Consider the following 24,730-nt stretch of genomic DNA (forward strand, 5'->3'; position numbering starts at 1 on the left):
GGCTTGCCTTTCAGGCCAGCGTCTGCGGCGTGCGCAGGCTGGCGCGCTGCATGCGCAGCGTGGTGTTGATGACGCGGGTCAGCTTGTCGGCATACGCCGGGTCGGTTGCGTAGCCGGCGCGCTGCAGGCCTTGCGCGAACCCACGCGCGTCGTTGCCGGCGGCGACGACCTTGGCGTAGCGCGGGTTGTCCTTCATCAGCTGCGCGTAGTCGCGGAACGACTCGTCGTAGCTCGCGTAGGCGCGGAACTTCGCGACCACCTTGCGCGGCTGCCCGTCGATGACCTCGGTGGTCGTGACCTGCGCGACCTTGCCGGTCCAGCCGGCGCCGGCCTTGATGCCGAACAGGTTGTGCGAACTCGTGCCGTCGGCGTTGCGGATCTCGTGCTTGCCCCAGCCCGACTCGTGCGCCGCCTGCGCGACCATGAAGCTCGCCGGGATGCCGGTCTGCGCCTCGGCACCGGCGGCCGATTGCTGGTGCAGGCGCAGGAATTCTTCCTGGCTAGGCTTGACCGGCGTCGCGGTGCCCGCCGGCGCACCGGCCGCGCCGGCGGCAGGCAGCGCCGCCGCCGCCGTGACGCCGTTCATCTGGCGCTCGAGCTGGCGCGCGATCACGTCGGCCAGGCCACCGCTGGCGCCCGCCATCTTGTTCGCGAGCTGCGTGTCGAGCATTTCGGTGCCCATCTGCGTGCCCGAGTTCTCGAGCATGCCGGTGCCCAGCGACGATTCGCGCATGCTCTTCATCAGCTGCTGCATGAACATCGCCTCGAACTGCTTCGCCGCGGCCTTGATCGCCGCCTTCGGATCGGCGGCCGCGCGCGCGCGCAGCGCACTGCCCGTGGTGTCGCGCAGCGCATCGAGTGCGCCGGCGTCGCCAGTCGTGTTCGACATGCCGGAGATCGCCATCTCAGATCACTTCGATCTCGGCGTTCAGTGCGCCGGCGGTCTTCATCGCCTGCAGGATCGCGAGCAGATCCTGCGGCGTCGCGCCGAGGGAATTCAGCGCCTTCACGACGTCGGCGAGCTTGGTTCCGGCCGGCAGCTGGATCAGCGAACCCGGCTCCTGCCGGATCGTGATGTCGGCCTTGTCGCGCGACACCGTCGTGCCGTTCGACAGCGGCCCGGGCTGGCTCACCATCGGCGTCGAGTTGATCGTCACCGACAGGCTGCCATGCGCGACCGCGCAGGCGTTCAGCGTGACGGTCTGGTTCACGACGACCGAGCCGGTGCGTGCATTGATCACGACCTTCGCGGCCGGTGCCGCGAGTTCGAGCGGCAGGTTCTCGATGTCGGCCATGAACGCGACGCGTGCGTCGGTGCTCTCGGGCATGCGCACGCGCACGACGCGGCCGTCGAGCGCCTGCGCGACGCCGGCGCCCATCTTCGCGTTGACGGCACGCGCCACTTCGCGGGCGGTGTTGTAGTCGTTCGAGTTCAGGTCGAGCTGCAGGTACTCGCCCTGGTTCAGCGGCGTCGGCACCGCACGCTCGACGGTCGCGCCCTCCGGCACGCGGCCCGCGCTCAGGTGGTTGATCTGCACCTTCGAGCCGGCCGCCGAGGCGCCGGCGCCCCCGACGACGAGGTTGCCCTGCGCGAGCGCGTAGATCTGGCCGTCGGCGCCCTTCAGCGGCGTCGCGATCAGCGTGCCGCCGCGCAGCGACTTCGCGTTGCCGAGCGACGAGACCGTCACGTCGACCTGCTGGCCGGGCTGCGCGAACGGCGGCAGCTGCGCGGTCACCATCACCGCGGCGACGTTCTTCAATTGCATGTTGGTGCCCGGCGGCACCGTGACGCCCATCTGCTGCAGCAGTGCGTTCAGGCTCTGCGTCGTGAACGGGGTCGAGGTGGTCTGGTCGCCGGTGCCGTCCAGGCCGACGACGAGGCCGTAGCCGACCAGCTGGTTGCTGCGCACGCCCTGCACGCTGGCGACCTCCTTCAGGCGCATCGCCTGCGCCGGGCTCGGCCACCACAGCGCAGCCGAGGCCAGCAGCACGGTCAGGGCGATCAGCTTGCGGATGAGTTTGTCGGTGTCGTGCATGGGAGCATCCTTGGATGCGCCCATTCTGGGCGGGCTTAAATCGGCAGAACGTTCAAAAAGAAGCGTCCCAACCAGCCTATTCCCTGCGCATCGGCCTGCGCGCCCTTGCCGCGCTGCTCGATGCGCACGTTCGCGATCTGCGCCGACGCGACGCTGTTGCCGGTCTGGATCGCGCGCGGGTCGACCTGACCCGAGAAGCGCAGCACGTCGACGTTGTGGTTCACGCCGATCTGCTTCTCGCCCGAGATCATCAGGTGGCCGTTCGGCAGCACCTCGATCACGGTCGCGGTGATCGTGCCCGAGAAATCGTTGCTGTTCTCGGTGCTGCCCTTGCCGGCGAAGGTGTTGCTCGAGGTCGCGCCGAGCGTGGCGCGCGCCGGCGTGAACGAGTTCGCCGCGATGCCCGGGATCGCCGTGACGCCGGCCGAGAGGCCGCCGGACTTGTCGATCGAGCTGGTGCTCTTCTGCGTCGCGCTGACCTTTTCGACGATCTGCACCGTGATCGTGTCGCCGACCAGCCGCGCGCGGTGGTCCTCGAACAGCGGGCGGTACTGGCCGGCCTGGAAGATCGAGCCGTTGCTGATCGGCGCGACGACGATGGGCTGCGGCCGGATCGCGGTCGGCTGCGCGACATCGACCGGCGGCCGCTTGTTCAGCGTCTCGCTCATCGTGTCGCAGCCGGCGAGCGCGAAGGTCGCGAGCGCCAGCGCGACGGCGCCGAGTCGGTTCATGGCCGTCTTCATCATCACAACTGCGTCAGCCTGGCGAGCATCTCGTCCGAGGTCTTGATCGCCTTCGAGTTCAGCTCGTAGGCGCGCTGTGTCTGGATCATGCCGACCAGCTCTTCGACGACGTTGACGTTCGAGGTCTCGACGAAGCCCTGCTGCAGGATGCCCAGGCCGTTCTGCCCCGGCGTGCCGGTGTTCGGCGTGCCCGAGGCCGCGGTCTCGGCGTAGATGTTCTGGCCCAGCGGGTCGAGGCCGGCCGCGTTGATGAAGCTCGCGGTCTGCAGTTTTCCGACCGCCTGCGGCGTCGTCTGCGTCGGCAGCACGACGCTGACGGTGCCGTCGTTGCCGATCGTCACGCTGGTCGCGTTCGCGGGAATCGTGATGCCGGGCTGCACGGTGTGGCCGTTGTTCGTGACGAGCTGGCCGTTGGCGTTGACCTGGAACGAGCCGTCGCGGGTGTAGCCGGTCGTGCCGTCGGGCATCTGCAGCTGGAAGAAGCCCTGGCCGCTGACCGCCACGTCGAGCGGGTTGCTGCTTTGCTGCAGGTTGCCCTGCGCGAAGCTGCGCGAGGTCGCGACCGCGCGCGTGCCCAGGCCGAGCTGCAACCCGGTCGGCAGGGTCGTCTGGTCGGTGCTGTTGGCGCCGGCCTGACGCAGGTTCTGGTACATCAGGTCCTCGAACACCGCGTGCGACTTCTTGTAGCCGTTCGTCGAGGCGTTGGCGAGGTTGTTCGAGATGGTGTCCAGCTGGGTCTGCTGGGCTTCCATGCCGGTCTTCGAGATCCACAGGGAACGCATCATGGCGGTGCTCCGGTCAGTTCCGCCGATGATGGATCGCGCGCCGGTCCGGCAAGCGCGGAAAAGACGGGTGGATCGGGGCCTTCTTCGGGCTCGCTTCGCGCGTGGGGCGTTCGCGACAGCATGCGCATGGTCTGGCAGGCCACGTTCTATCGCCAGCGCGAATTTCGCCTTCTGCACCACTTCTCGGGCGCGCGCCGAAGACGGGCTGTCGGATGTCTCAGCCGGTGCTGGCCAACCCGGTAGCGCGCCGCCGCAGCACGCGCATCCGGCCGAGCAGGAACAGCGCAATCGTCAGGTTCAGCAGGTTCCATGCGATCCCGTTCAGGAAGGCCGCGTGGTACGAGCCGGTCAGGTCGAACACCTTGCCCGACATCCAGCCGCCCAGCGCCATGCCGAACAGCGTCGCCATGATCACCGCGCCGACGCGCGCGCCGGCCTCGGCCGCCGGGAAATGCTCGCGCACGATGATCGCGTAGCTCGGCACGAGTCCGCCCTGGAACAGCCCGAACAGCGCCGAGATCAGGTACAGCGAGACCAGGCCGTCGAACGGCAGGAACAGCAGCAGCGCGAGGCCCTGCAGCACCGAGCCGAGCAGCAGGGTGCGCAGCCCGCCGATGCGGTCGCAGATCAGCCCCGAGACGAGCCGGCTGACGATGCCGCACGCGAGCATCAGCGACAGCATCTCGGCGCCGCGCGCAGCGCCGAAGCCGAGGTCGCTGCAGTACGCGACGATGTGGACCTGCGGCATCGCCATCGCGACGCAGCAGGCGACGCCGGCAATGCACAGCAGCGTCTGCGCCTGGCCCATCGACAGGCCGAACGGGCGCGTCGACGGCATCACGCCGGTGCTGCGCGCGGCCGACGCGGCCGGCGTGGCGATCGGCGGCCGCGGCCGCATCAGCAGTGCCAGGCCCGCCATCGTCAGCGCGCTGAAGACGCCAAGGCCGATGTAGGCGTGGCGCCAGCCGTCGGTCTGCACGAAGTGCTGCACGATCGGCGGCCAGATCGCGCCGCCGAGGTAGTTGCCGCTGGCGCAGATCGCCACCGCGATGCCGCGCCGGCGCACGAACCACAGCGAGGTATCGGCGACCAGCGGCGCGAAGGTCGTCGCACTGCCGAACGCGCCGAGCAGCACGCCATGCGCGAGCGCGAAGGCGGTCAGGCTGCCCGACAGGCCCGCGGCGACGAAGCCGGTGCCCAGGCCGAGCGCACCGATCAGCATGGCCCACATCACGCCGAAGCGATCGGCGATCCGGCCCATCGCGACACCGCCGAGGCCGAAGCCGACCATCATCAGCGTGTAGGGCAGCGACGCATCGGCACGCGCGACGCCGAACTCGGCCTGCACCGCCGGCAGCACGACCGCGACGACATACATCGCGCCGCTGCCGATCGTCATCAGCGCGAGCGTGACGACGAGGCGGGTCCAGGCGTAGCGGGAGTCGGCAGCGTGTAAGGACATCGCGCGGATCAGCGCCGCGGGGTCAGGTCAGGTCCTTCTGGCGCTCGACGGTGCGCGAGACGATGCCATAGGCGATCGCCTCGTCGGCGCTCATCCAGTAATCGCGCTCCATGTCGGCGGCGACCTTCTCGTAGGTCTGGCCGGTCTGCGTCGCGACGACGCGCGCCAGGCGTTCGCGCGCGCGCAGAATCTCCTTGGCCTGGATCGCGATGTCGGTCGCCTGGCCGCCCGCGCCGCCGGCCGGCTGGTGGATCATGAAGCGCGTGTTCGGCAGGCACAGGCGGCGCTCGCGCGGCGGCGCGAGGAAGATGTGCGCGCCGGCGCTGGCGACCCAGCCGCTGCCGATCGTCGTGACCGGCGCCCGCACGAAGCGGATCAGGTCGAAGATCGCATCGCCCGACTCGACATGCCCGCCCGGCGACGAGATCAGCATCGTGATCGGCGCCTCGGACTCTTCGGACAGCGCGAGCAGGCGCCGGCAGGTCGCGTGCGCAAGCGCATCGGTGATCTCGCCGAACACCAGCACGAAGCGCGACTTGAACGCAAGCTGCTCCTCGAGCTTGTCGACCTTGTTGTCTGTCTTCGCGGGCTTGTCGTCCGCAGCCGCGTGGATGGCTGTCATGGGGGTGCTCCTGTGATCCGGATGAACTGTGCGGACGAGTTTAAGCCGCGCAGATCGTCGATCGCCGGGGCGACAGTCACAAACACTGTGCTGAGGCGGGTCTCGTGAGCAAGACGTCAGCAGGTGCTTGGATACCGACAGGCGCTCATTGCTCGCCCCTCGCTTGGCTTTCCACACGCTGTGCCGCGAGGGCAGCGCTTGCCGCGGCACGGCCGATCGCCAACCCCGCGTCCATGTCGAATCGATAGTGAATGCCGGCATCGATGCGTGACTCCGAGGCGTCGATCGCCATCGAGGCCAGCGCCTGGTGATAGGCCGGGAACAGCTTGCCAAGCACGTCGGCCGCGGCGCCTGAATCGCAGGAATGGTTGCTCGGGTACGAAGGATGGTTGGGCAAGCCGATCCGCGGCTTGATGCTGGGATCCACCTGCGAGGGCCGAGGCATCCAGTAGGTGTATTTGGCGTCATGGCAGGCAATGTTGGCGTCCATCGCTGCACCCATCGTTGTCGCCAGGACACGAGCGGTCGTTGCGCCGCTCAGTCCGTTGCGCGCGGCGAGCGAGATCGCGACTTCGTCCCAGAAGCCCGCGACCAACGAGCCGGTGGCCATCTCCCAGCGGCGCGCGCGTGCGAGGCCCTCAGGCGCGCTGCTGCTGGCGCGCGTGCGCACCTCGGCCAGCGCCGTGTCGAACGCGGCGCTGCCAACGGCGGGCGGCGGTGCCGGACGGGAGGCGCTGCCGCTGCCGAGAAATACGGGCTTCATCGAACCGAGCGCCGGAAGATGCGGTGGCCGTGCCGGCTCCAACAGGCTGTGCCAACGTGTCGCGTCACTCGGCAATTCGCCGCGCCACGGCGAGTCGAAACCATCCGCCACGGCGCGTTCGATCGTCTGGCTTGCCGCCTTGCGGCCGATCTCCTGCGCGCGTTCGGCATCGCCATTCGGCGTAGGCTCCTTGCGGCTGGCGGCAAGTGCGCTCGCCAAAGCACGCATGGCGGGTGCTTCAGCGGGCAGCAATGCGCCAATCGTGTCGGCCGACGCAGCATCGAATGCGGCAGACCACTCCGCCTCTCGGGGCTTGCCAGTCGACGCAGTCAACGCCTCTGCAGCGCGCTGCTGCGCCAGCGACAGATAGGCGAGCAAGCGCAGGGCGACCTGCTGATTTGGCCGCTGGCGTACGATCGCATCGCGCGCGGCCGCATGCCACAGCAACACCGCCGATGCACCCCCTGGCGCGAGGTTCATCATCGCCGCGTCCGCGCGAGGATCGTCGGCGTGTGCAGGCGCGAGTGATGCGAACGGCAGGGCCAGGCAAAGCGTCGCCGTACGGAGTGATTTCGGGCAGGAAGGTCGCATCATGATCTCCATCTCGTTGAAGAATCCCGTCGCCACGGTCAGTGGCGTTGGCCATGGTCCACAACGAGCGTGATCCGAGCGTGATCCGGCTGTCGGTGCTCGGTGCCGTCGATGCCGTCAACAGCGAGGGCCATCGTCTCAATACACTGCTGGCCCAGCCCCGCCGCGTCGCGTTGCTCGTCATGCTGGCCATCGAGTCGATGCATGGAGGCTGTGCACGCGAGCGGCTGCTGGCGACGTTCTGGCCCGACCAGACGCCCAGTCGCGCATCGACCAACCTGCGCCAGGCACTGGCCTTCCTGCGTCACGCCATGGGCGAGGACGTTGTCCTCAATCAGGGGCGCCATGCACTGGCAATCAACTGGACGCGTTTTTCGTGTGACGCTGTCGATCGTCTGAACGCGCTGGACGCCGGTGATGCGCAATCGGCGAGCCGCTTGGATGGCGAAATGCTTGCTGGGCTGAACCTGAGCGAGGTCGGTGATGCCTGGGAGGACTGGCTCGCCGAGCAGCGCCGGCGACTCGACGTGGACGCAGTGGGCGTCACGCGGAGCGAAGCACCGCGATTGCCGTCACGTGTCGCGCTGCCGGCAGATCCGATCGCCCGTGCTGCCTACCTGCACGGGCGCTTCCACTGGACTCGGCGGCCGCGTGAATCCATGAAGGCCCTGGCGGCGTTGACGGAGGCATCACAGCTCGCCCCGGACTTCGCGCCTGCGCATGCCGCGCTGGCAGACGTCTACAACACGTTGGGGTCGTGGGAGTCCGGGGCGCTGACCTCGGCCGAGGCGTTTCCGAAAGCACAAGCGGCCGCCCAGCGTGCGCTGGCGATCGATCCGTGCTGCGCAGCGGCGCACACCTCGCTGGCCTATGCGACGGCTCACTACCAATGGCAGTGGTCGACCGCCGAATCGCAGTTCGACCATGCGCTGTCGCTCGACCCCGGCTATGCGCATGCGCACCACTGGCGCGCCCACTTGTTGGTGGCGCAGAGGCGCTTCGATGAAGCGCTGGCGGCGGGCCAGCGGGCCCTCGCATTGGAGCCATTGGATGTGATCATCAACGTTCATCTGGCCTGGCACCACTGGCTCGCGCGCGACGCCGATGCCGCCATCGAACAGGCCGCACGCACCGCGCACCTCGATGAAACGGATCATTGGCCGCCGTTCTTCCGTGGCTTGGCCTGCGTGCTTTGTGGCCGAGGACATGAGGCGGTCGACGCGCTGCGTGATGCATGCCGGCTGTCGACCGGGAACGCGGTCATGCGTGCGGGCCTTGGTTTTGCGTATGCAGCGGCCGATGATCGCCGCTCTGCGCGTGCGGTGCTGCGCGAGTTCGATGCGGCGGCAAGCGATCAACGGCGCTACGCCTACGAAGCTGCCGTCATTCATGCGACGCTCGGAGACCTGGATGCCGCATTCGAGCGCTTGCATGACGCTGTCGCAGTGCGCTCCGGCTGGATTCCGTACCTCGGTGTCGACCCGAGGCTCGATCCGCTGCGTGATGATTCACGCTACCTGGAACTCGAACGTTTGCTGGGTCTGGAGCCAGCACCATTGATCGCGAGCAACAGCCGAACAAGGTCACCGCGATGACGACGAGTGACAACCAACCCAATGTGAGGACAACATGGCCAGTTACGAGGGGAGCTGCTTCTGCGGCAGCGTGAAGCTGAATGTGACCGGCGAGCCCGAAGTCATGGGCTACTGCCACTGCGAATCGTGTCGACGTTGGTCGGCCGGCCCCGTGAATGCGTTCAGCTTATGGAAGCCTGAAGCCGTCAAGGTCGCTGCCGGAGCGGACAAGGTCGGCACCTTCAATCTGACCCCGCGGAGCTATCGCAAGTGGTGCAAGGACTGCGGCGGCCACCTGTTGACCGAGCATCCCGCGATGGGGCTGACGGACGTGTACGTGGCCGTGCTGCCCGAGCTGGCTTTCAAGCCAGCGTTCCATGTTCACTATGCCGAATCGGTTCTGGCCATGCGGGACGGGTTGCCGAAGTTCAAGGACTTGCCCACGGAGGTTGGGGGTTCCGGCGAAACGCTGGCCGAGTGAACCCGGACACGCGCGCGATCAGCTCGCGCTCAACAGCTGCGAGGCGGCCTTCTCGTCCGCCTCGGCGGTCTGGATCATCTTCATCTGGGCCTCGAACTGGCGCGCCGCCGAGATCATCGCGACCATCGATTCGACCGCGCTGACGTTCGAGCCTTCGAGCGCCCCGTCCTGCACGCGCGCGGTGTCGTCGGCGCTCAGGTCGCCATCCGCGCCGCGGAACAAGCCGTCGTCGCCGCGCTTCAGCGGCGCCTCGGGCGTCACGAGCTTGAGCTTGCCGATCGCGCTGTTCTTGCCGTCGCTGCCCTTCGCGCTGACGGTGCCGTCGGCGCCGATGCTGACGACCGCGTTCGGCGGCACCTGCAGCGGGCCGCCGTCGCCGAGCACCGGCAGGCCGCTGCGAGTCGTCAGCGTGCCGTCGTTCGAGACCTCGAGCGAGCCGCCGCGGGTGTAGGCCTCGGTGCCGTCGAGCGCCTGCACCGTGAGCCAGCTGTTGCCCTTGACCGCAACGTCGAGGTTGCGGCCGGTCGCGGTGACCGCGCCGGCGCTCGCGTCGTAGCCGGTCGTCGTCTCGAGTGCATAGACGCGCGTGCTGGCGCCGCTGCCCTGCACCGGGACCGCTCGGAACGCCTGCAGCTCGGCACGAAAGCCGGGCGTCGAGACATTCGCGATGTTGTTCGCCAGCGTGTCCTGGCGCTGCATCGTCGCCTTCGCGCCCGACATCGACAGGTAGATCATGCGGTCCATCGCGAGCCCTCAGTGAGTCGAACGGTCAGCGCAGATTGACGAGCGTCTGCAGCACCTGGTCCTGCGTCTTGATCGTCTGCGCGTTCGCCTGATAGACGCGTTGCGCGGTGATCATGTCGACGAGCTCGCCGGTCAGGTCGGTGTTCGATTCTTCGAGCGCGCCGGCCTGCAGCGCACCGATGTTGCCGCTGCTCGGCGTGCCGACCGTCGGGTCGCCGGAGGCGAAGCTGCGCGCCCACAGGTTGCCGCCGAGCGGCGTCAGGCCTTGCGGGTTGCGGAAGGTCGCGAGTTCGAGCTGGCCGGCCGGCTTGGCCTGGCCGTTCGAGTACGTCGCCATCACGATGCCGCTCTTCTCGACGGTCACGCCGGTCAGCTGGCCGGCGGTGTAGCCGTCCTGCACCATGCTGGTCACGCCGAAACCGGAACCGAACTGGGTTGCGCCGGTCAGGTCGAGCGCGACGCCGGTGATCGGCAGCGTCGTCGCGCCGGCCGCGTTCGTCGTCGAAGGCACATCGAAGGCCACGGTGCCCAGCGGCGCGGTCGGCGTGCCGCCGTTGCTCGGGAAGCTGATCGTCGTGATCGGCAGCGGGTTGCCAGCGCCGTCGACGCTGACCGAAGCGCCGTTCGCGGTTGCGTAGACATTCCAGGTGTCGGTCGCCGACTTCTGGAAGTAGTAGGTCAGCGCAACGTCCTGCCCCTTCGCGTCGAACACCGTCACCGAGGTCGCGTCGTTGTAGGTCGTCGCGTCCGTGAAGTCGACCTGCGGCGTGGGCACCGGCGATGCCAGCGTCGTCGCCTTGCGCGCGTCGAGGTTCATCTCGATCTTGACCTCGCTGGTCGGGTTCGGCGCGACGCCGCCGGTCGGCAGCTGCAGCGGCACCGCGGCGCCGGGCTGGATCGTGCCGCCAGCCGAGGCCGGGTAGCCGACCAGCTTGAGCCCGGTGTTGGTGGTCAGGAAGCCATCCTTGTCGGCCTGGAACTGGCCGTTGCGCGTGTACAGCGTCTGCGAGCCGTTGCTGACCTCGAAGAAGCCGTTGCCGTTGATCGCCAGATCGAGCGGGTTGTCGGTGGTGCTGATGTTGCCCTGCGTGAACTGCTGCGTGACCGCCTGCAGGTTCACGCCGATGCCGATGCTGGTGCCGTTGATCGCGCTCGCGTACATGTCGCCGAACTCCGCGCGCGACGCCTTCGCGCCGATCGTGTTGGCGTTGGCGACGTTGTTGCCGATGACCTCGAGGTTCTTGCTCGACGCGTTCAGACCGGAGAGACCTTGCTGGAAGCTCATGGGGATTCCTTGGTTGCTTCGTGTGGATGCGGTGGGTTCTTCTGCGCGCGCTGCGCGGTCAGTTGATCGCCTTGACCGTGCTGTAGGCGACCGTGCCGGTGCGCGCCAGCTCGAGCTGCAGCGCGCTGCCCGAAGTGCTGACGGCGTTGACCGTGTCGCGCATCAGCGCGGTGCTCTCGAGCGCGGTGCTGCCGCTCGTCGCCGTGATGCGGAACGTCAGGTTGCTGGTGTTGTCGTAGCTGCCCGCGACCCAGTCGAAGCCATGCACGCCGCTGCTCTGCGCGCCGAGGTTCAGCGTGTCGACGACCTGGCCGGCGGCGCTCAGCACCTCGACCTTCACCGCGTCGGCCGGCGTCGTCAGCTCGAAGCCGCCCTGGCCGACGCCATCGGCGATGTCGATCTTGTTGCCCGGCACGATCACGCTCTTGCCGACCAGCGAGGCGCCCTGCAGCGTCTGCATCTGCAGGAACTGGCTCGACAGGCCCTGCACGCTGGTGTTCAGCGTCGCGATGCCGGTCACGGTGTTGATCTGCGCGATCTGGCTCGTCAGCTGCGCGTTGTCCATCGGGCTGAGCGGGTCCTGGTTCTGCAGCTGCGTCACGAGCAGCTTGAGGAATCGGTCCTGGCTGCCGGGATCGTCGGCAGCGCTGGTCGCGGCGCTGCTCGTGCCGTTGATGTTGCTCAGGGTGGCGGCGGAAATGGCCATGTGCGTTCCTCAGTGGCGGGCGCGTCTTACGACTGGCCCATCTGCAAGGTCTTGAGCAACAGGCTCTTCGCCGTGTTCATGACTTCGATGTTGTTCTGGTACGAGCGCGAGGCCGAGATCATGTTGACCATCTCCTCGACCGCGTTGACGTTGCTGTAGGTCACGTAGCCGTCGGCGTCCGCGCTCGGGTGCTTCGGGTCGTGCACGCGCCGGCCCGCGGTCTGGTCTTCGCTGATCGTGCTGACCTTGACGCCGGCAGCGGTCGGGTCGTTCGCGTTCGCGCCCATCAGCTGGGTCTGGAACGTGACCTGACGCGCCTTGTAGGCCTGCCCGTCGGGGCCGGCAACGGTGTCGGCGTTCGCGAGGTTGCTCGCGACGACGTTCAGGCGCTGGCTCTGCGCGCTCGCCGCAGACCCAGACACGTTGAAGATGTTCATCATGCTCATTCAGAACTCCTTCATTGGCCGGTGATGGCGCTCAACGTCATCTTCACGTTCGCGTTGATGAAGCGCAGCGTCGCCTCGTACTTCACGGTGTTGTCGGCGAAGCTGGCGCGCTCGCGGTCCATGTCGACGGTGTTGCGGTCGAGGTTCGTCTGGCTCGGCGCTGCGTACTGCAAGGTGCTGAGGCTCGTGCCGCTCGTGGCCGCGTTGGCGCCGATGTGGCCGGGCTGGCTCGCGGTCAGCGTCGTGGCCGGCTGGCCGGCGCCGGTCGCCTCCTTCAGCGCCTGTGCGAAGTTCATCTCGCGGGCCACGTAGCCCGGCGTGTCGGCGTTCGCGATGTTGCTGGCGATCAGGCGTTGGCGCTCCGAGCGCAGACTCAGGGCCTGGGCCTGGAAATCGAGCGTGTCGGTGAGTCGGTTCAGCATGCGGTACCTCGTCGCGGAATTGGCGATGTGAGCGGATTGTGGTCAGCGGGTTGCAAAACGTAAGCGGGAATAGCGGCCGGTTCACCGCCCAATTCGCGGCCATGCGGCGCGGCCCGCGCCCCTACAGTGCGGTGATGGACACCCGGCCCGCCTGCTTCGTGCTCGTCGCCTTCGTCGCCGCGGCACTGCTGTGCGGCGGCTGGCATGGCGCCGCGTTCGCGCAGGCCGCCGACGCCTCCGGCGCGCCACAGGCCGCCAACCTCGAACAGCAGGTGCGGCAGCTCGCGCTCGACGGCAGCCATGCCGGCGCGCCGGGCGCACCGCGCGTCGAAGTCACGGTCGGCCAGCTCGACCCGCGCCTGCACCTCGCGCCGTGCCAGCGCATCGAACCCTATGTGCCAGACGGCATGCGCCTGTGGGGCAAGAGCCGGATCGGCCTGCGCTGCCTGCAGGGGCCGAGCAAGTGGAATGTCTACCTGCCGGTCACCGTGAAGGTGTTCGGCAACGCGCTGGTCGCAACCAGCGGCGTCGCGGCCGGCAGTGTGCTGAGCGCCGCCGACCTGGCGCCGGGCGAGATCGACCTCGCCGAAGACAGCTCCGCGCCCATCGCGAAGACCGAACTCGCGCTCGGGCGCGTGCTGGCCCGGCCGCTCAAGGCCGGCCAGGGCCTGCGCCAGTCGCACCTGAAGGCGCGCCAGTGGTTCGCCGCCGGCGAGACCGTGACCGTGCTGGCCCAGGGCAACGGCTTCAGCGTCGCCGGCGAAGGGCAGGCGCTGAATCCCGGCATCGAGGGCCAGCCGGTGCGGGTGCGCACCGAAAGTGGGCGAGTACTGACCGGCCAGCCGATCGGCGAGCGCCGGGTGGAACTCGCTTTGTGAACCATCTTTTCCTGGAACGCTCAGAAAACTCTAAAGTCGCCCAGTCCCGGGCCGATACAAGGTGCACATTGAACGGTCCGGGCAGGCGCCCTGGCCCTTGGAGAGCACCATGAAGATCGGCAATCCCGCAGACAAACCCGCACCGGTGGTGGTCGGCAACGGCACGCCCGCCGCCGCGAACGGCTCGGCGCAGGCCGCGGCCGCCATCCCGGCACAGGCCGATGCGAGCGCGAAGATCGAGCTCTCGAACACCGCCTCGACGCTGCTGACCGGCGGCGCGACCGCCGAGTTCGACGCCGAGAAGGTCGCCCGGATCGCCAAGGCCATCGACGACGGCACCTTCAAGATCAACGCCGAGGCGATTGCCGACAAGCTGATCTCGAACGCGCAGGAGCTGCTGGGCAAGGTCCAATCCTGAACCCTACTTCTTCACCACGGGCCCGAACTCCCATGTCCTCCCTGGTCCCCGAAACCGAACTCGAAACCGCCCTCGCCGCCGTCGAACATCGGCTCAGCGCATTGGGCATGGCGCTGTGCGTGCGCGACACCGTGGGCATCGATCTGCATGCCACCGAGTTGCACCGCGCGCTCGCGACGGCGGTCGATCAATTCGCGCTGGCCGCGCGTCGCGGCTCCGTGCCGCCGGCCCTGCGCCATCGCCTGGCCAACACCAGCGGCCAGGTCGCCGCGCAACGCGAATCGCTGGCGCGCGCCACCGCCGCGCTCGATCGCGCGATCGACGTGCTGATGCCGCGCGACAGCGCAGCGCTGTACTCGACCCTCGGCAGCGCCGATCGTGCCGCGCGCGGCGGGTCGGTGCTGGCCTGACTTCCCAGGCTCCTAGCCCGGCTCGACCGGGGTCAGCCACAAATCCTTCGCCAATCTGACGCAGGCCTCGCGGCCCTGGTAGTAGCCGGGCAGCGTCTGGATCTCGCGGTAGCCGAGCCGCGCATAGAACGCGCGCGCCGTGCCGTTCGTCAGCCGCGCCTCCAGGTACACCTGCCCGACGCCGGCGACCAGCGCCGAACGCTCGAGCCAGCCGACCAGCGCACTGCCGATGCCGCGCCGGCTCGCATCGGCGCGCACCGCGAGCAGCAGCAGGTGCGCCTCGTCGTCGTGGTATTTCATGATGCCGAACCCGAGCACATGCCGCGCTTCATCGACCGCGACGACGACGTTCGTCGCCCGATCGCGGAGGCTGCGCCGCACGCGCGGTGCGGTCCAGCTCCAGCCGAGGCCGTGCTCGACGCGATCGCGCGACAGCGTCGCGATCGCCGGCGCATCATGCTGCGTCGCGAGCCGAAGGGTGGGGGCTGCGCCCATCTCGCGCGCTACTTGACGGTGACGTCGAAGCCCACCGTCTGCGTCGCCGGGTTCAGGCTGTGCGGGCGCCGCAGCGCGAACTTCAGGTTGACGCGGCCGGCTGCCTGCGGCTTCAGACGCCACACCGTCGTGCCGCCGGCCTCGGCGGGGTTGCTGTCACGCTGACCGCGCTCGAAGCGCGACCCGAGCACGTTCAGCACGCCCGGGTTCAGATCGACGACCGACCACTCGAGGTTGTTCGCGACCGCCCATGCCGAGCTCGGCAGATCGACGCGCAACTCCTGCGCCGCCTCGAGCACGACACTCGCGCCGTCGTTGAGCTCGGACACGGTGACCGTCGCCTTGCCAGGCGCCTGGACCACGCTGCGCACGACCACCGGCTTCGGCTTGTCGGCGCTCGCGCACGCGCCGAGCAGTGCGAGCGCCACGGCCGCTGCGAGGCCGCGGCTCGACCGGCGCAAGGTCTTCGTCATTCGTTCGTTGGTCATGCGGTCGGAAGTCTCGATAGGGGCACGTCAATAGAGGCTGGTCTTGAGCCGGCCGGGCAGATCGCGGTCGTAGGCCGCGCCGTCGATCTGCGCCTGCGTCAGCGCCGCGAGAATCGTGCCGGGCGACGGCAGGCGATCACGGGCGACATGGCGCGAGGCATCCCACAACGCCGCGCGCACGATCGCCCGCGAACACTGGAAATACACGGTCTCGATGGCGATCACGAGTATCGAGCGCGGCCGCTTGCCTTCGACCTCGAAGCGCGCGAGCAGATCGGGCGCGACGCTGATGTGCGCACGGCCGTTGACACGCAAGGTCTCGCCCATCCCCGGCACCATGAACAGCAGCGCGACGCGCGGGTCGCGGATCACGTTGCGCAGGCTGTCGGCGCGGTTGTTGCCGCGCCGGTCGGGCAGCAGCAGCGTGCGTTCGTCCTCGACGACGACGAAGCCCGGCGCGTCGCCGCGCGGGGAGGCGTCGAGCCCTTCGGGCCCGGCGGTGGCGAGCACCGCGAACGGCGCCGCCTCGACGATCGCACGGTAGTGCGGGTGCAGATGATCGACCTCCTTGCGGACCGAGGCCGCGCCCGGCTCGCCGTAGAGCGCGGCGAGCGTCGCAAGGTCGTCGATGCGGTGCTCGGGCAGTGTCGGGGGTGTCGTGGTCATCGGCAAAGGGTATCAAAGTTTGCACCGCGCGCCGCCGCGCTATCCTTGGCGCCCCCCGGTCCGCGCGCCGGCACCGTTGCCATGACTGCCCTGCACATCACCGACATCGAATCCGCCATCAACTGGTGGCGCGAGCGTGCGCCGTCGCCCGACGGCATCACCGCCTGCGCCGAGGTGCGTGCGCTGGCGACCGTGTATGCGCTGATGGTGTACTACCACGAGGTCGAGTGCGACGAGGCGACCATGCCCGCCCCCGCCCGCGACGCCTGGCTCGCCTGGTACGCGAGCACGCCCGACGCGCCGTGCATCGCGATCTGCTCGACCAGCCAGGGCGACGCGGTCTGCAAGGGCTGTGGCCGCACCTTCGACGAGGTCCAGCACTGGCCGGCCATGACGCCGGCCGAGAAGCGCCGGACCTGGCGTCGCATCACGATGGACGGCAGCGCCTGGCGCTTCAACAGGTACGCCGAGCGCGCGGCGCCCGAGCAGGCCTAAGCCGCCAGCGGCAGCGACAGCACGAAGCAGCTGCCGCCGCCATCGCGCCCGTCGCAGCGCACGCTGCCGCCGTGGCGCTCGGCGATCTGCTTCACGAGGCTCAGGCCGAGGCCGACGCCGCCGGCCTGCTCGGCGTGCCCCGGCAGCCGGAAGAACGATTCGAAGATGCGCTCGCGCATCGCCTCGGGCACCCCGGGCCCGCGGTCGCAGACGCGGATCTCGGCACGGCCGGCGTGCGCCTCGACGACCACGTCGACCTCGTGCCCGCCGTAGCGCTGCGCGTTCTCGAGCAGGTTGCGCAGCGCACGGCGCAGCAGCCGGTCTTCGCCGACCACGGTGGTCGGTGTGCCGTCGACCGCGGCATCGATGCGGGCTGCCTCTTCGGCCACCATCCCGAGCAACTCGACGCGCTCGTTGCGTTCGGGCGTCGGCGCCGCATCGAGGCGGCTCGCGAGCAGCACCTCTTCGACCAGCGCATCGAGCTCGGCGACGTTGGTGTCGATCTCACGCTTGAGCCGTTGGCGCTGCACGGGCGGCGCGTCTTCGAGCATCGACACCGCCATCTTCATGCGCGCCAGCGGCGAGCGCAGCTCATGGCTCGCGTTCGCCAGCAGCGACTGGTGCGATCGCACCAGCGCCTCGACGCGCGCCGCGGCCACGTTGAAGCTCGATGCGACGGCGGCGACCTCGTCGTGCCCGGTGACGCGAACCCGATGGTGCAACTGGCCGGCACCGAACTGCTCGACGCCCTGCTTCAGCGCCTCCAGGCGCCGCGTCAGCCGCCGCACGACCGGGTAGGCGCCGGCCGCCACCGCGATGAACAGGATCACCAGCACGACGACCAGCCCGAGCCCCTGCTGCCAGGCCGGCGGCATGAACGGCAGGAACGGCGGGCCGTTGCCGGGGCCACCCGGCCCGTCCCCGCCCGGATGCGCACCCGGCGGGCCGGCGAGGCCAAGGCGGCTCTGGCGGATCAGCCCCGGACGCATGATCCACAGCGTGCGCCCGTCTTCGAGCCGCACCGCGAGCGCGCGCGCCGGACCCTCGGCCTGACGGCGTGCGAACGAATCGGATTGCGCGATGCGCACGCCGTTGTCGCTGTCGAGTGCCAGCGGCAGGCGCAGGCGCAGCGACCATTCGCGCAGCGCAGCGGCCTGGTCGTCGGCCGGCTGGTCGTGGCCGGGCAGCGAACGCTGGATCAGCTCGGCCCAGGCGCTCATGCGCTCGGTCAACACCGACTCGGCGCGAACGCGCTCCTGCTCCATGTGGCGCTGAAAGACCCAGCCCGACGCGCCGGCGAACAGCAGCAACACCACCACGACGGTGGCGTAGATGCGCAGGTACAGGTTCTTCATGCGCGGATCATGACGGCACCGCGGCGCGCCGCCCCGCCGGCGCCGCTACGCACTGCTCTCGTCGGCGTCCTGCTTGCGCGCGAACACGTAGCCGGCACCGCGCACCGTGAGCACGCGGCGCGGCAGCTTCGGGTCGTCTTCGATCACGGCCCGGATGCGCGAGATGTGCACGTCGATCGAGCGGTCGAAGGCCTCGAGCGGGTGGCCCTTCAGCGAATCCATGATCTGGTCGCGCGAGAGCACGCGACCGGGGCTTTGCGCGAGCACGACGAGCAGGTCGAACTGGTGGCCGGTCAGGTCGCAGATGGCGCCGTCGAGCCGTGCCACGCGCGCGCCGAGATCGACCTCGAGGCGCCCGAAGCGCAGCACGTCGTCGCTGGCCGGCGGCGGCGAGGCGCGGCGCAGCAAGGCCTTCACGCGGGCCAGCAGCTCGCGCGGTTCGAAGGGCTTGGGCAGGTAGTCATCGGCGCCGAGCTCGAGGCCGACGATGCGGTCCATCGGCTCGCCGCGCGCGGTCAGCATCAGCAGCGGCAAGTGGCGGTGGCGCGCATCGGCGCGCAACTCGCGGCACAGGTCGAGGCCGTCGCCATCGGGCAGCATCAGGTCGAGCACGAGCGCATCGAAGTGGTCGGCCGCGAGGCGCTCGCGGCCCGCCGCGAGCGAACCGGCGGTCTCGACCTCGAAGCCGGCACCACGCAGGTAGTCGCCGACCATCGACGCGAGGCGGGTGTCGTCGTCGATCAGCAGCAGGCGAGCGGACATGGCATGAGAGGCAGTGGGCAGGTGCGAAGCGGTCATCACGGCGCTTTGAAGGGCGAGTGCGGCCAGGCCGCTACCGGGGGCAAGCATAGCCTTGGCACGCATCATTTCGCCGGTGCCGGGGCTTCGCCGCGCGGGCTGCGCTCGTGCTGCATGCGCTGCATGCGATCTTTCATCATCGCCTGGCGCTCCTTCATGCGTTCGCCGAGCTTGGCACGCTGCTCGGGCGTCAGCACCTTCGCGACATCGAGCATCGCCTGCAGCATGCGCTTGCTGGCCTGGTCGTGCTGCGCGAGCATCTGCTGGCGCAGCGTTTGGGCGGCGCCGGCATCGACGCTCGGCGCCGCGAAGATCTGCATGCCCTTCTCGTGCAGCTCGCGGCCGGCATCGCGCTGGGCCTTCAGGTCGGTCGCCGCGGCGATCGCGATCTGCTTGATCTGGCTGCGCTGGGCCGCGCTTGCGTTCAGGCCATCGAGCATGTGATCGACGGCGCGGCCGACGTGCTCGGGAGAGCCGCCGAACATCATCATCGCGTGGCCGCCGTGACCGCCCGGGCCGCCGGCGCCCGGGTGCCCCTGCGCGTGCACCGAGAACGCGGCGCCGGCAATCGCGACGAAGAGAACGCTGACCGCCATGAGCCGCATCGCGAGCCCAGAACCCTGCCGCGGCGCGGGTACCGCCTTCACATCACGCATCGAAGTCTCCGATCGATCGGGCAGATCACCCGCGGGACGGATGATGTGCAGCCGGGGTGAAGACGGCTTGGCTGCGCCGTAAAGATCTGTGAAGGGATGCCGTGGCAGGACGTGATTCGCGGCCGACAAACTGGCAAACTCCCGCCCACGCATCACCTCAGGGACCCGCCATGAAGAAGAACGCCGCAGCCCTCCTGGGCGCATGCCTCGTGATCGCTGGATGCGCCAGCAGCCCCGCCCCTCGGCAGACGGTCGTGCGCTCGATCCCGCCGCGCCACCACGAGTCGGCGATCACGAACTATTTCGACGCGACCGCGAGGGCCATCGACCCGAGCCGCGAACTCGTGATCGGCACGCCGCAGCGCGGCGCCTGCCCGATGGGCGCCAACAACGGCGGCTACGTCGGCTGGGTCGTGCCGGTGGAATACAAGACGCGCACGAAGGACAGCGCCGTCGTCACCGTGACGAGCTATTTCTTCTGGTTCAGCGACGAGGTGGTCCGCGGCGTCACGCGGCGGATGGAGGTCTGCCCCTGAGCGAGCGTGGTGGCCTGAACCCCCGGCGCGCCGCCAAGCCGACGGCACCCAGGCCGGCGAGCATCAGCGCGCAGGTCCCGGGCTCCGGCACCGCTGTGGTCCGGAACACGACCTGGCCCACATCGACAGCGATGCGCATCGCGGCGCTCGAGCTCGCGAAGCTGGTGCCGAACTGAGGCGGGGCCGCCGCATCGAAACGCAGTGTGCTCGCGTCGAGCCCGTCGAAGAGGCTGCCGGCGGGGCCGCGCAGCTCGAACGAAGCGCCGTCGTACTTCGGCATGAAATCGGTCAGGAACACCACCGTCTGGAACGGATCGGAAGCGCTCGGCGCGATCAGCAGCAGCACGCTCGGCAATCCGGCGCCGGGCGGATTCGGCGTGCCGACGAAGAAGCTGAAATGCGCGTCCTTGATCGTGTACGACAACGAAAGCCAGCCGCCGTTGCCGTTCAGGAAATACGCATAGTCGGCTCCGCCGACCTGGAACTGTGGGTCCGGCACGAAAGCGTCGAAGGTGCCGGTGACCGGCGCGCCGTCGTAGTACGACTCGGGGCGAGGCGGCTCGAAGCCGAGGGGCAGCGGGTCGGCCTGCGCGATGCCGGAGAAGGAGCCGCTCACATGCACCGCTCGGGCCGGCTGGGTCGCGAGTGCGCATGCGGCCAGCAGCGCGATCGGCAGAAGCGCGCGAATCAAGCGGGTGACTTGCATGGGGACCTCCCACTGCGAATGCCTGATCGCAATGTAGGGTGCGCCCACATCTGTGCGCCGTAATTCGTGTGTCGCTTTGTGCCGGCCGATACAAGCGCCGCGCGAAGCGCGAAGTCGGGGAAAACTGGAGGAGAGGGAGGGATTCGAACCCTCGGAACCTTGCGGTTCGCCTGATTTCGAGTCAGGTACATTCGACCACTCTGCCACCTCTCCGGTGCCTCGGGCGCGCATCTGGATAACGAATCCGGATGACGAATCCGGATGATGAATCAGTGCCCTCGATTCGGCGGGTCTGTGCCGAGCCGCGTATTCTAGCCTAGGCTTTTCGCGGCTCCGGCTTCAACAGTGCAACGCCGCCCATGTATGGACGCAGCGCCTCGGGCACGGTGATCGACCCGTCGGCGTTCTGGCCGTTTTCGAGCACCGCGACGAGCGTGCGGCCGACCGCGAGGCCGGAGCCGTTCAGCGTGTGCACGAGTTCGTTCTTGCCCTGCGCACTCTTGAAGCGCGCCTGCATGCGGCGCGCCTGGAATGCCTCCATGTTCGAGCACGAGCTGATCTCGCGATAAGTCTGCTGCGCCGGAACCCAGACCTCGAGATCGTAGGTCTTCGCCGAGCCGAAGCCCATGTCGCCACTGCACAGCAGCACGACGCGATAGGGCAGCCCCAGTTTCTGCAGCACCGCCTCGGCGTGGCCGACCATCTGCTCGAGCGCCGCGTTGCTTTCGTCCGGATGCGTGATCTGCACCATCTCGACCTTGTCGAACTGGTGCTGGCGGATCAGGCCGCGCGTGTCGCGCCCGGCGCTGCCGGCTTCGGAACGGAAACACGGGCTGTGCGCCGTCAGCTTGATCGGCAGATCGGTCGCGGCGAGCACGCGCTCGCGCACCGTGTTCGTCAGCGAAATCTCCGAGGTCGAGATCAGGTACTGCTCGGCCTGGGCCTCGTCGCCGCCACGGCTGACCCAGAACATGTCTTGCTTGAACTTGGGCAGCTGGCCGGTGCCCTCGAGGATCTCGCGGTTCACGATGTACGGCGTGTAGCACTCGGTGTAGCCGTGTTCGAGCGTCTGCACATCGAGCATGAACTGCGCGAGCGCGCGGTGCAGCCGCGCGGCCGGCCCGCGCAGGAAGCTGAAGCGCGAACCGGACAGCAGCGCGCCGGTGTCGAAATCGAGCCCGAGCGGCGCGCCGAGATCGACATGGTCGCGCGTCGGGAAGTCGAAGCTGCGCGGCGTGCCCCAGCGGCGCACCTCGACGTTCGCGGTCTCGTCGGCACCGACCGGCACGTCGTCCTGCGGAAGGTTCGCCACGCCCATCAGCATCGCGGAAAGTTCGGTCTGAATGGCCTCGAGCTGCTCGGCGGAGGTCTTCAGTTCATCGCCGATGCCGCCGACCTCGGCCATCGCCGGCGCAGTGTCTTCGCCCTTCGCCTTGCGCTGGCCGATCTGCTTCGACAGGCTGTTGCGCCGCGCCTGCAGTTCCTCGGTGCGGACCTGGATCGTGCGGCGCTCCGACTCGAGCGTGCCGAAGCGAGCGACGTCGAGAAACGGCTGGGGCGACTCGCGCGTCTCCAGGCGGGCGACGACGTGGGCCAGATCCTTGCGCAGCAAAGTGATGTCGAGCATGACGCGACGCGCACACGGCGCGTTGGGTGAGTCCAGTGGAGCGCGGATTGTAGGCAGTGGGGCCGGCCCTCGTGGCCCTTCGGGGCCCCTCGCCCTTCGCTTCGCGTCCTACGCCATCTGCGCCTGCTGCGGCCGGCTCATCGTGATGACATGCTGCTGGTGGTTGCTGCCGGTCGCGCGCGCGTCGCACAGCACGCGCGAGGCGCAGTCGGCGCAGCGCCCGCACTGGGTCGCGACGCCGAGGTCGAACTGCAGGCACTCGAGGCTGTGCGCCCCGTCGGCCGCGGCCTGGCGGATCTGGTGGTCAGAGACCCTGCGACACACGCAAACAATCATGTCCGTCCTTTGTCGAGCCGCGCGCCGTGGCACGCTAGCTCGGTTCACCCATCTGCGACTGCAGATAATTTTCCAGCCCGACCTTTCCGATCAGATCGATCTGGGTTTCCAGAAAGTCGATGTGCTCTTCGGTGTCATCGAGGATGCCTTGCAGCAGGTCCCGCGACACGTAGTCGCGCACCGACTCGCAATGCGCGATGCCGTCCTTGATCGTCGCCTGCGCGCCGGTCTCCGACTGCAGATCGCAGCTCAGCACCTCGGGCACGTTCTCGCCGATCAGCAGCTTGCCGAGGTCCTGCAGGTTCGGCAGGCCCCCGAGCACGAAGATGCGTTCCATCAGCTGGTCTGCGTGCTTCATCTCGCCGATCGACTCCTCGTATTCCTTCTTCGCCAGCTTGTCGAAACCCCAGTGCTTGAGCATCCGGTAATGCAGGAAGTACTGGTTGATCGCGGTCAGCTCGTTCTTCAGCTGCGCATTCAGGTGGACGAGGACTTGCGGATCGCTTTTCATTGGTGGCTCCGATGGCGTGGGATGTCGGCGCGGCCTTCAGCGGCGCGCGGGCCTCGCCGCGCGCGAGCGCAGCGGCAGGCTGCATTGTGAAACGACATCGGCGTCATCGGGCAGGTCAGCGCAAGGTCAACGAACGTGGCAAGCAGTGAGAACGGATGCATTATGATTGCAAATCGTTCGCATTAACAATCCGGGTTAAAGACCCTGATGCGGTCTGGTCAACAGGGGGAAGAATCCGGTGCTGAAGCGCGTTTGGTGGGCGAGTGTGATGAGCGCGGCGCTGCTCGGCGCCTGCGGCGGCGGCGGCAGTTCGGCATCGGATGCCAGCGTGCCCACCGTCTCGGCGCTGTCGGCGCAGGCCGCGCTGGGCGAGAAGATCTTTTCCGACGTGTCGCTCTCGGCCTCGGGCCGCCAGGCCTGCGCCAGCTGCCACAGCCCCGACAACGCGCACGCGCCGGCGAACGATCTCGCGGTGCAGCTGGGCGGCGCGCTGCTCGATCAACAGGGGCGTCGCCAGGCGCCGTCGATCAACTACCTGTCGTTCAACACCGCCTTCTTCTTCGCGTCCGACGGCACGCCCACCGGCGGCTTCTTCTGGGACGGCCGCGCCGCAACGCTGGCCGAGCAGGCGGGCGGGCCCTTCGTGAACGCGTTCGAGATGGCCAACACCGACGTGGCCGATGTCATCCAGAAGGTCGCGCGCGCCGCCTACGCCGATGAGTTCAAACGCGTGTTCGGCGCCGATATCTTCAGCCGACCCGACGACGCGATGGCGCGCGTCACGCTGGCGCTGGCGCAGTATCAGAAGGAAGACACCGAGTTCCACGGCTTCTCGAGCAAGTACGACGAATTTCTGCGCGGCAAGCTCGCGCTGTCGGACCAGGAAATGCGCGGCCTGGCCCTGTTCAACAACCCGGCCAAGGGCAACTGCATCGGCTGTCATCCGTCGGGCAAGAGCGCCGACGGCAGCTTTCCGCTGTTCACCGACTTCAGCTACGACAACCTCGGCGTGCCGCGCAATCCGGCGATCGCGCGCAACGCCGACCCGAGCTACTACGACCTCGGCCTGTGCGAGCGCAGCGATCTCGCGAGCCGCCCCGACTTGTGCGGCGCCTTCAAGGTGCCAACGCTACGCAACGTCGCGCAGCGCCACGTGTTCTTCCACAACGGCCGCTTCACGACGCTGAAGGAGGCGCTGACCTTCTACGTTCAGCGCGACACCAATTCCGAGAAGTGGTACCCGCTGAATGCCGACGGCAGCGTGAACAAGTTCGACGACCTGCCGGCCCGGTACCGCGCGAACGTCAACACCGCCGAGGTGCCGTACAACCGCCAGCCCGGCGACGCGCCGGCGCTCGGCGATGCCGAGGTCGACGACGTGATCGCCTTCCTGAAGACCCTCAGCGACGGCTACACGCCATGAGCGCCGGCACCGCATTCATCCAAGCCTTCACGACACCCCGGGAACCCACCACCATGAACTCGATCCGACCGCGCGCCCTGCCGGCAAAGACTCTTCTCGCCGCCGCCCTCGCGCTCGCCGCCGGCAGCGCGTTCGCGCAGACCGCCACCGAGGCCGATCTCGCGCGCCGGCTCGACCAGCTCGCCGCCGAGCTCGCTGCAGTGAAGGCGCAGCTCGTGCAGCTGCAGCAGAAGCAGGCCACCGCGCCCGCGCAGGCAGCGCCCGCGCCGGTG

At 68.7% G+C, this 24,730-nt stretch carries 30 protein-coding genes, 1 tRNA gene and 1 pseudogene; 9 read left to right on the forward strand and 23 right to left on the reverse strand.

Features of this window, described 5'->3' with window-relative positions; all coding sequences use genetic code 11:
• Nucleotides 1–10: 10 nt before the first annotated feature.
• The 7 genes from flgJ to AC1DTW_RS06530 all read right to left on the reverse strand — a co-directional run bounded on the left by flgJ (nt 11) and on the right by AC1DTW_RS06530 (nt 7,038).
• Complete coding sequence (gene flgJ, locus AC1DTW_RS06500; protein WP_477980211.1) at nt 11–889, reverse strand: flagellar assembly peptidoglycan hydrolase FlgJ; 879 nt, start codon at nt 887–889, stop codon at nt 11–13.
• A 16-nt stretch (nt 890–905) separates the two neighbouring features.
• A complete protein-coding gene (locus AC1DTW_RS06505) occupies nt 906–2,036 on the reverse strand; it encodes a flagellar basal body P-ring protein FlgI (RefSeq protein WP_477980212.1) in 1,131 nt (376 codons plus the stop codon).
• Between the two features lie 35 nt (nt 2,037–2,071).
• The gene (locus tag AC1DTW_RS06510; protein ID WP_477980213.1) at nt 2,072–2,767 is read right to left on the reverse strand and encodes a flagellar basal body L-ring protein FlgH; all 696 of its coding nucleotides are present in this window, start codon (nt 2,765–2,767) and stop codon (nt 2,072–2,074) included.
• Between the two features lie 14 nt (nt 2,768–2,781).
• A complete protein-coding gene (flgG, locus tag AC1DTW_RS06515; RefSeq protein ID WP_477980214.1) occupies nt 2,782–3,564 on the reverse strand; it encodes a flagellar basal-body rod protein FlgG in 783 nt (260 codons plus the stop codon).
• Nucleotides 3,565–3,781: 217 nt separating this feature from the next.
• Nucleotides 3,782–5,026: an MFS transporter gene (locus tag AC1DTW_RS06520; protein WP_477980215.1), complete on the reverse strand. Its 1,245-nt coding sequence runs from the start codon at nt 5,024–5,026 to the stop codon at nt 3,782–3,784.
• Nucleotides 5,027–5,048: 22 nt separating this feature from the next.
• Entirely contained in the window at nt 5,049–5,648 is a 600-nt protein-coding gene (locus AC1DTW_RS06525; protein ID WP_477980216.1) for an ATP-dependent Clp protease proteolytic subunit, read from the reverse strand.
• A gap of 145 nt (nt 5,649–5,793) precedes the next feature.
• On the reverse strand, nt 5,794–7,038 hold the full coding sequence (locus tag AC1DTW_RS06530) for a vanadium-dependent haloperoxidase (protein WP_477980217.1): 1,245 nt from the start codon (nt 7,036–7,038) through the stop codon (nt 5,794–5,796).
• Nucleotides 7,039–7,055: 17 nt separating this feature from the next.
• On the opposite strand from AC1DTW_RS06530, the gene AC1DTW_RS06535 reads away from it, so the two are divergent.
• Both AC1DTW_RS06535 and AC1DTW_RS06540 read left to right on the forward strand, forming a co-directional pair.
• Nucleotides 7,056–8,597, forward strand: a complete 1,542-nt coding sequence (locus AC1DTW_RS06535) for a hypothetical protein (protein ID WP_477980218.1) — start codon at nt 7,056–7,058, stop codon at nt 8,595–8,597.
• Between the two features lie 34 nt (nt 8,598–8,631).
• Nucleotides 8,632–9,057: a GFA family protein gene (locus tag AC1DTW_RS06540; RefSeq protein ID WP_477980219.1), complete on the forward strand. Its 426-nt coding sequence runs from the start codon at nt 8,632–8,634 to the stop codon at nt 9,055–9,057.
• Nucleotides 9,058–9,075: 18 nt separating this feature from the next.
• On the opposite strand, the gene flgF is transcribed toward AC1DTW_RS06540, so the two are convergent.
• The 5 genes from flgF to flgB are packed head-to-tail and all read right to left on the reverse strand — an operon-like array spanning nt 9,076 to nt 12,660.
• Nucleotides 9,076–9,801, reverse strand: a complete 726-nt coding sequence (gene flgF, locus AC1DTW_RS06545) for a flagellar basal-body rod protein FlgF (protein WP_477980220.1) — start codon at nt 9,799–9,801, stop codon at nt 9,076–9,078.
• A 25-nt stretch (nt 9,802–9,826) separates the two neighbouring features.
• Nucleotides 9,827–11,086: a flagellar hook protein FlgE gene (gene flgE / locus AC1DTW_RS06550; protein ID WP_477980221.1), complete on the reverse strand. Its 1,260-nt coding sequence runs from the start codon at nt 11,084–11,086 to the stop codon at nt 9,827–9,829.
• 58 nt (nt 11,087–11,144) lie between these two features.
• The gene (locus AC1DTW_RS06555) at nt 11,145–11,792 is read right to left on the reverse strand and encodes a flagellar hook assembly protein FlgD (RefSeq protein WP_477980222.1); all 648 of its coding nucleotides are present in this window, start codon (nt 11,790–11,792) and stop codon (nt 11,145–11,147) included.
• Nucleotides 11,793–11,818: 26 nt separating this feature from the next.
• Entirely contained in the window at nt 11,819–12,238 is a 420-nt protein-coding gene (gene flgC / locus AC1DTW_RS06560; protein WP_477980223.1) for a flagellar basal body rod protein FlgC, read from the reverse strand.
• A gap of 11 nt (nt 12,239–12,249) precedes the next feature.
• Entirely contained in the window at nt 12,250–12,660 is a 411-nt protein-coding gene (gene flgB, locus AC1DTW_RS06565; RefSeq protein WP_477980224.1) for a flagellar basal body rod protein FlgB, read from the reverse strand.
• Nucleotides 12,661–12,794: 134 nt separating this feature from the next.
• On the opposite strand from flgB, the gene flgA reads away from it, so the two are divergent.
• From flgA to AC1DTW_RS06580, 3 genes are all read left to right on the forward strand, one after another.
• Nucleotides 12,795–13,538: a flagellar basal body P-ring formation chaperone FlgA gene (gene flgA, locus AC1DTW_RS06570; protein WP_477980225.1), complete on the forward strand. Its 744-nt coding sequence runs from the start codon at nt 12,795–12,797 to the stop codon at nt 13,536–13,538.
• 109 nt (nt 13,539–13,647) lie between these two features.
• Complete coding sequence (gene flgM / locus AC1DTW_RS06575) at nt 13,648–13,956, forward strand: flagellar biosynthesis anti-sigma factor FlgM (protein ID WP_477980226.1); 309 nt, start codon at nt 13,648–13,650, stop codon at nt 13,954–13,956.
• Nucleotides 13,957–13,988: 32 nt separating this feature from the next.
• Nucleotides 13,989–14,366, forward strand: coding sequence for a hypothetical protein (locus tag AC1DTW_RS06580; RefSeq protein WP_477980227.1), 378 nt, complete (start codon nt 13,989–13,991; stop codon nt 14,364–14,366).
• Nucleotides 14,367–14,378: 12 nt separating this feature from the next.
• Here the strand turns inward: AC1DTW_RS06580 and AC1DTW_RS06585 are convergent, their stop codons facing one another.
• Genes AC1DTW_RS06585 through AC1DTW_RS06595 form a run of 3 tightly spaced genes read right to left on the reverse strand, consistent with a single transcriptional unit; the run spans nt 14,379 to nt 16,015 of the window.
• Nucleotides 14,379–14,861 (reverse strand): GNAT family N-acetyltransferase, encoded by a 483-nt coding sequence (locus AC1DTW_RS06585; protein ID WP_477980228.1) that lies wholly within the window; start codon nt 14,859–14,861, stop codon nt 14,379–14,381.
• Between the two features lie 8 nt (nt 14,862–14,869).
• Nucleotides 14,870–15,349, reverse strand: coding sequence for a protease inhibitor I42 family protein (locus tag AC1DTW_RS06590; RefSeq protein WP_477980229.1), 480 nt, complete (start codon nt 15,347–15,349; stop codon nt 14,870–14,872).
• Between the two features lie 27 nt (nt 15,350–15,376).
• Complete coding sequence (locus AC1DTW_RS06595) at nt 15,377–16,015, reverse strand: pyridoxamine 5'-phosphate oxidase family protein (protein WP_477980230.1); 639 nt, start codon at nt 16,013–16,015, stop codon at nt 15,377–15,379.
• A gap of 81 nt (nt 16,016–16,096) precedes the next feature.
• Here AC1DTW_RS06595 and AC1DTW_RS06600 point away from each other — a divergent pair, with 81 nt between their 5' ends.
• A complete protein-coding gene (locus tag AC1DTW_RS06600) occupies nt 16,097–16,510 on the forward strand; it encodes a DUF3717 domain-containing protein (protein WP_477980231.1) in 414 nt (137 codons plus the stop codon).
• Here AC1DTW_RS06600 and AC1DTW_RS06605 read toward each other — a convergent pair.
• From AC1DTW_RS06605 to AC1DTW_RS06615, 3 genes are all read right to left on the reverse strand, one after another.
• Nucleotides 16,507–17,865 carry a sensor histidine kinase gene (locus AC1DTW_RS06605; protein ID WP_477980232.1) on the reverse strand — a complete coding sequence of 453 codons (1,359 nt, stop codon included), beginning with the start codon at nt 17,863–17,865 and terminating at the stop codon, nt 16,507–16,509. The two genes, AC1DTW_RS06600 and AC1DTW_RS06605, sit on opposite strands and share 4 nt — an antisense overlap.
• A 45-nt stretch (nt 17,866–17,910) precedes the next feature.
• Nucleotides 17,911–18,627, reverse strand: a complete 717-nt coding sequence (locus AC1DTW_RS06610; RefSeq protein WP_477980233.1) for a response regulator — start codon at nt 18,625–18,627, stop codon at nt 17,911–17,913.
• 101 nt (nt 18,628–18,728) lie between these two features.
• Nucleotides 18,729–19,319: a Spy/CpxP family protein refolding chaperone gene (locus AC1DTW_RS06615; protein WP_477980234.1), complete on the reverse strand. Its 591-nt coding sequence runs from the start codon at nt 19,317–19,319 to the stop codon at nt 18,729–18,731.
• Nucleotides 19,320–19,489: 170 nt separating this feature from the next.
• On the opposite strand from AC1DTW_RS06615, the gene AC1DTW_RS06620 reads away from it, so the two are divergent.
• Complete coding sequence (locus AC1DTW_RS06620; RefSeq protein ID WP_477980235.1) at nt 19,490–19,855, forward strand: hypothetical protein; 366 nt, start codon at nt 19,490–19,492, stop codon at nt 19,853–19,855.
• On the opposite strand, the gene AC1DTW_RS06625 is transcribed toward AC1DTW_RS06620, so the two are convergent.
• The 5 genes from AC1DTW_RS06625 to bfr all read right to left on the reverse strand — a co-directional run bounded on the left by AC1DTW_RS06625 (nt 19,827) and on the right by bfr (nt 23,035).
• A complete protein-coding gene (locus AC1DTW_RS06625; protein WP_477980236.1) occupies nt 19,827–20,561 on the reverse strand; it encodes a PEP-CTERM sorting domain-containing protein in 735 nt (244 codons plus the stop codon). The two genes, AC1DTW_RS06620 and AC1DTW_RS06625, sit on opposite strands and share 29 nt — an antisense overlap.
• Nucleotides 20,562–20,686: 125 nt before the next feature.
• A tRNA-Ser gene (locus tag AC1DTW_RS06630) sits at nt 20,687–20,774 on the reverse strand.
• Nucleotides 20,775–20,877: 103 nt separating this feature from the next.
• Nucleotides 20,878–22,188: a serine--tRNA ligase gene (gene serS, locus AC1DTW_RS06635; protein WP_477980237.1), complete on the reverse strand. Its 1,311-nt coding sequence runs from the start codon at nt 22,186–22,188 to the stop codon at nt 20,878–20,880.
• A gap of 108 nt (nt 22,189–22,296) precedes the next feature.
• Nucleotides 22,297–22,512, reverse strand: coding sequence for a (2Fe-2S)-binding protein (locus AC1DTW_RS06640; RefSeq protein WP_477980238.1), 216 nt, complete (start codon nt 22,510–22,512; stop codon nt 22,297–22,299).
• 46 nt (nt 22,513–22,558) lie between these two features.
• Nucleotides 22,559–23,035, reverse strand: coding sequence for a bacterioferritin (bfr, locus tag AC1DTW_RS06645; protein WP_477980239.1), 477 nt, complete (start codon nt 23,033–23,035; stop codon nt 22,559–22,561).
• Between the two features lie 238 nt (nt 23,036–23,273).
• On the opposite strand from bfr, the gene AC1DTW_RS06650 reads away from it, so the two are divergent.
• Both AC1DTW_RS06650 and AC1DTW_RS06655 read left to right on the forward strand, forming a co-directional pair.
• Nucleotides 23,274–24,458 (forward strand): cytochrome-c peroxidase, encoded by a 1,185-nt coding sequence (locus AC1DTW_RS06650; protein ID WP_477980240.1) that lies wholly within the window; start codon nt 23,274–23,276, stop codon nt 24,456–24,458.
• A pseudogene (locus AC1DTW_RS06655) lies at nt 24,455–24,730 on the forward strand (hypothetical protein); the annotation flags it as partial. The gene AC1DTW_RS06650 and the pseudogene AC1DTW_RS06655, both read left to right, overlap by 4 nt.

The sequence above is a fragment of the Rhizobacter sp. P5_A1 genome (assembly GCF_056400745.1).

Coding starts and splice junctions, on each gene's coding strand:
- serS (WP_477980237.1), bottom strand. CDS start 22,188: ATGCTCGACATCACTTTGCTGCGCAAGGATCTGGCCCACGTCGTCGCC.
- AC1DTW_RS06610 (WP_477980233.1), bottom strand. CDS start 18,627: ATGTCCGCTCGCCTGCTGCTGATCGACGACGACACCCGCCTCGCGTCG.
- AC1DTW_RS06505 (WP_477980212.1), bottom strand. CDS start 2,036: ATGCACGACACCGACAAACTCATCCGCAAGCTGATCGCCCTGACCGTG.
- AC1DTW_RS06590 (WP_477980229.1), bottom strand. CDS start 15,349: ATGACCAACGAACGAATGACGAAGACCTTGCGCCGGTCGAGCCGCGGC.
- AC1DTW_RS06605 (WP_477980232.1), bottom strand. CDS start 17,865: ATGAAGAACCTGTACCTGCGCATCTACGCCACCGTCGTGGTGGTGTTG.
- AC1DTW_RS06520 (WP_477980215.1), bottom strand. CDS start 5,026: ATGTCCTTACACGCTGCCGACTCCCGCTACGCCTGGACCCGCCTCGTC.
- flgG (WP_477980214.1), bottom strand. CDS start 3,564: ATGATGCGTTCCCTGTGGATCTCGAAGACCGGCATGGAAGCCCAGCAG.
- AC1DTW_RS06540 (WP_477980219.1), top strand. CDS start 8,632: ATGGCCAGTTACGAGGGGAGCTGCTTCTGCGGCAGCGTGAAGCTGAAT.
- AC1DTW_RS06595 (WP_477980230.1), bottom strand. CDS start 16,015: ATGACCACGACACCCCCGACACTGCCCGAGCACCGCATCGACGACCTT.
- AC1DTW_RS06525 (WP_477980216.1), bottom strand. CDS start 5,648: ATGACAGCCATCCACGCGGCTGCGGACGACAAGCCCGCGAAGACAGAC.
- AC1DTW_RS06580 (WP_477980227.1), top strand. CDS start 13,989: ATGTCCTCCCTGGTCCCCGAAACCGAACTCGAAACCGCCCTCGCCGCC.
- flgE (WP_477980221.1), bottom strand. CDS start 11,086: ATGAGCTTCCAGCAAGGTCTCTCCGGTCTGAACGCGTCGAGCAAGAAC.
- AC1DTW_RS06555 (WP_477980222.1), bottom strand. CDS start 11,792: ATGGCCATTTCCGCCGCCACCCTGAGCAACATCAACGGCACGAGCAGC.
- flgC (WP_477980223.1), bottom strand. CDS start 12,238: ATGAGCATGATGAACATCTTCAACGTGTCTGGGTCTGCGGCGAGCGCG.
- AC1DTW_RS06535 (WP_477980218.1), top strand. CDS start 7,056: ATGGTCCACAACGAGCGTGATCCGAGCGTGATCCGGCTGTCGGTGCTC.
- flgJ (WP_477980211.1), bottom strand. CDS start 889: ATGTCGAACACGACTGGCGACGCCGGCGCACTCGATGCGCTGCGCGAC.
- bfr (WP_477980239.1), bottom strand. CDS start 23,035: ATGAAAAGCGATCCGCAAGTCCTCGTCCACCTGAATGCGCAGCTGAAG.
- flgM (WP_477980226.1), top strand. CDS start 13,648: ATGAAGATCGGCAATCCCGCAGACAAACCCGCACCGGTGGTGGTCGGC.
- AC1DTW_RS06585 (WP_477980228.1), bottom strand. CDS start 14,861: ATGGGCGCAGCCCCCACCCTTCGGCTCGCGACGCAGCATGATGCGCCG.
- flgA (WP_477980225.1), top strand. CDS start 12,795: ATGGACACCCGGCCCGCCTGCTTCGTGCTCGTCGCCTTCGTCGCCGCG.
- flgF (WP_477980220.1), bottom strand. CDS start 9,801: ATGGACCGCATGATCTACCTGTCGATGTCGGGCGCGAAGGCGACGATG.
- AC1DTW_RS06615 (WP_477980234.1), bottom strand. CDS start 19,319: ATGCGTGATGTGAAGGCGGTACCCGCGCCGCGGCAGGGTTCTGGGCTC.
- AC1DTW_RS06620 (WP_477980235.1), top strand. CDS start 19,490: ATGAAGAAGAACGCCGCAGCCCTCCTGGGCGCATGCCTCGTGATCGCT.
- AC1DTW_RS06510 (WP_477980213.1), bottom strand. CDS start 2,767: ATGAACCGACTCGGCGCCGTCGCGCTGGCGCTCGCGACCTTCGCGCTC.
- flgB (WP_477980224.1), bottom strand. CDS start 12,660: ATGCTGAACCGACTCACCGACACGCTCGATTTCCAGGCCCAGGCCCTG.
- AC1DTW_RS06600 (WP_477980231.1), top strand. CDS start 16,097: ATGACTGCCCTGCACATCACCGACATCGAATCCGCCATCAACTGGTGG.
- AC1DTW_RS06625 (WP_477980236.1), bottom strand. CDS start 20,561: ATGCAAGTCACCCGCTTGATTCGCGCGCTTCTGCCGATCGCGCTGCTG.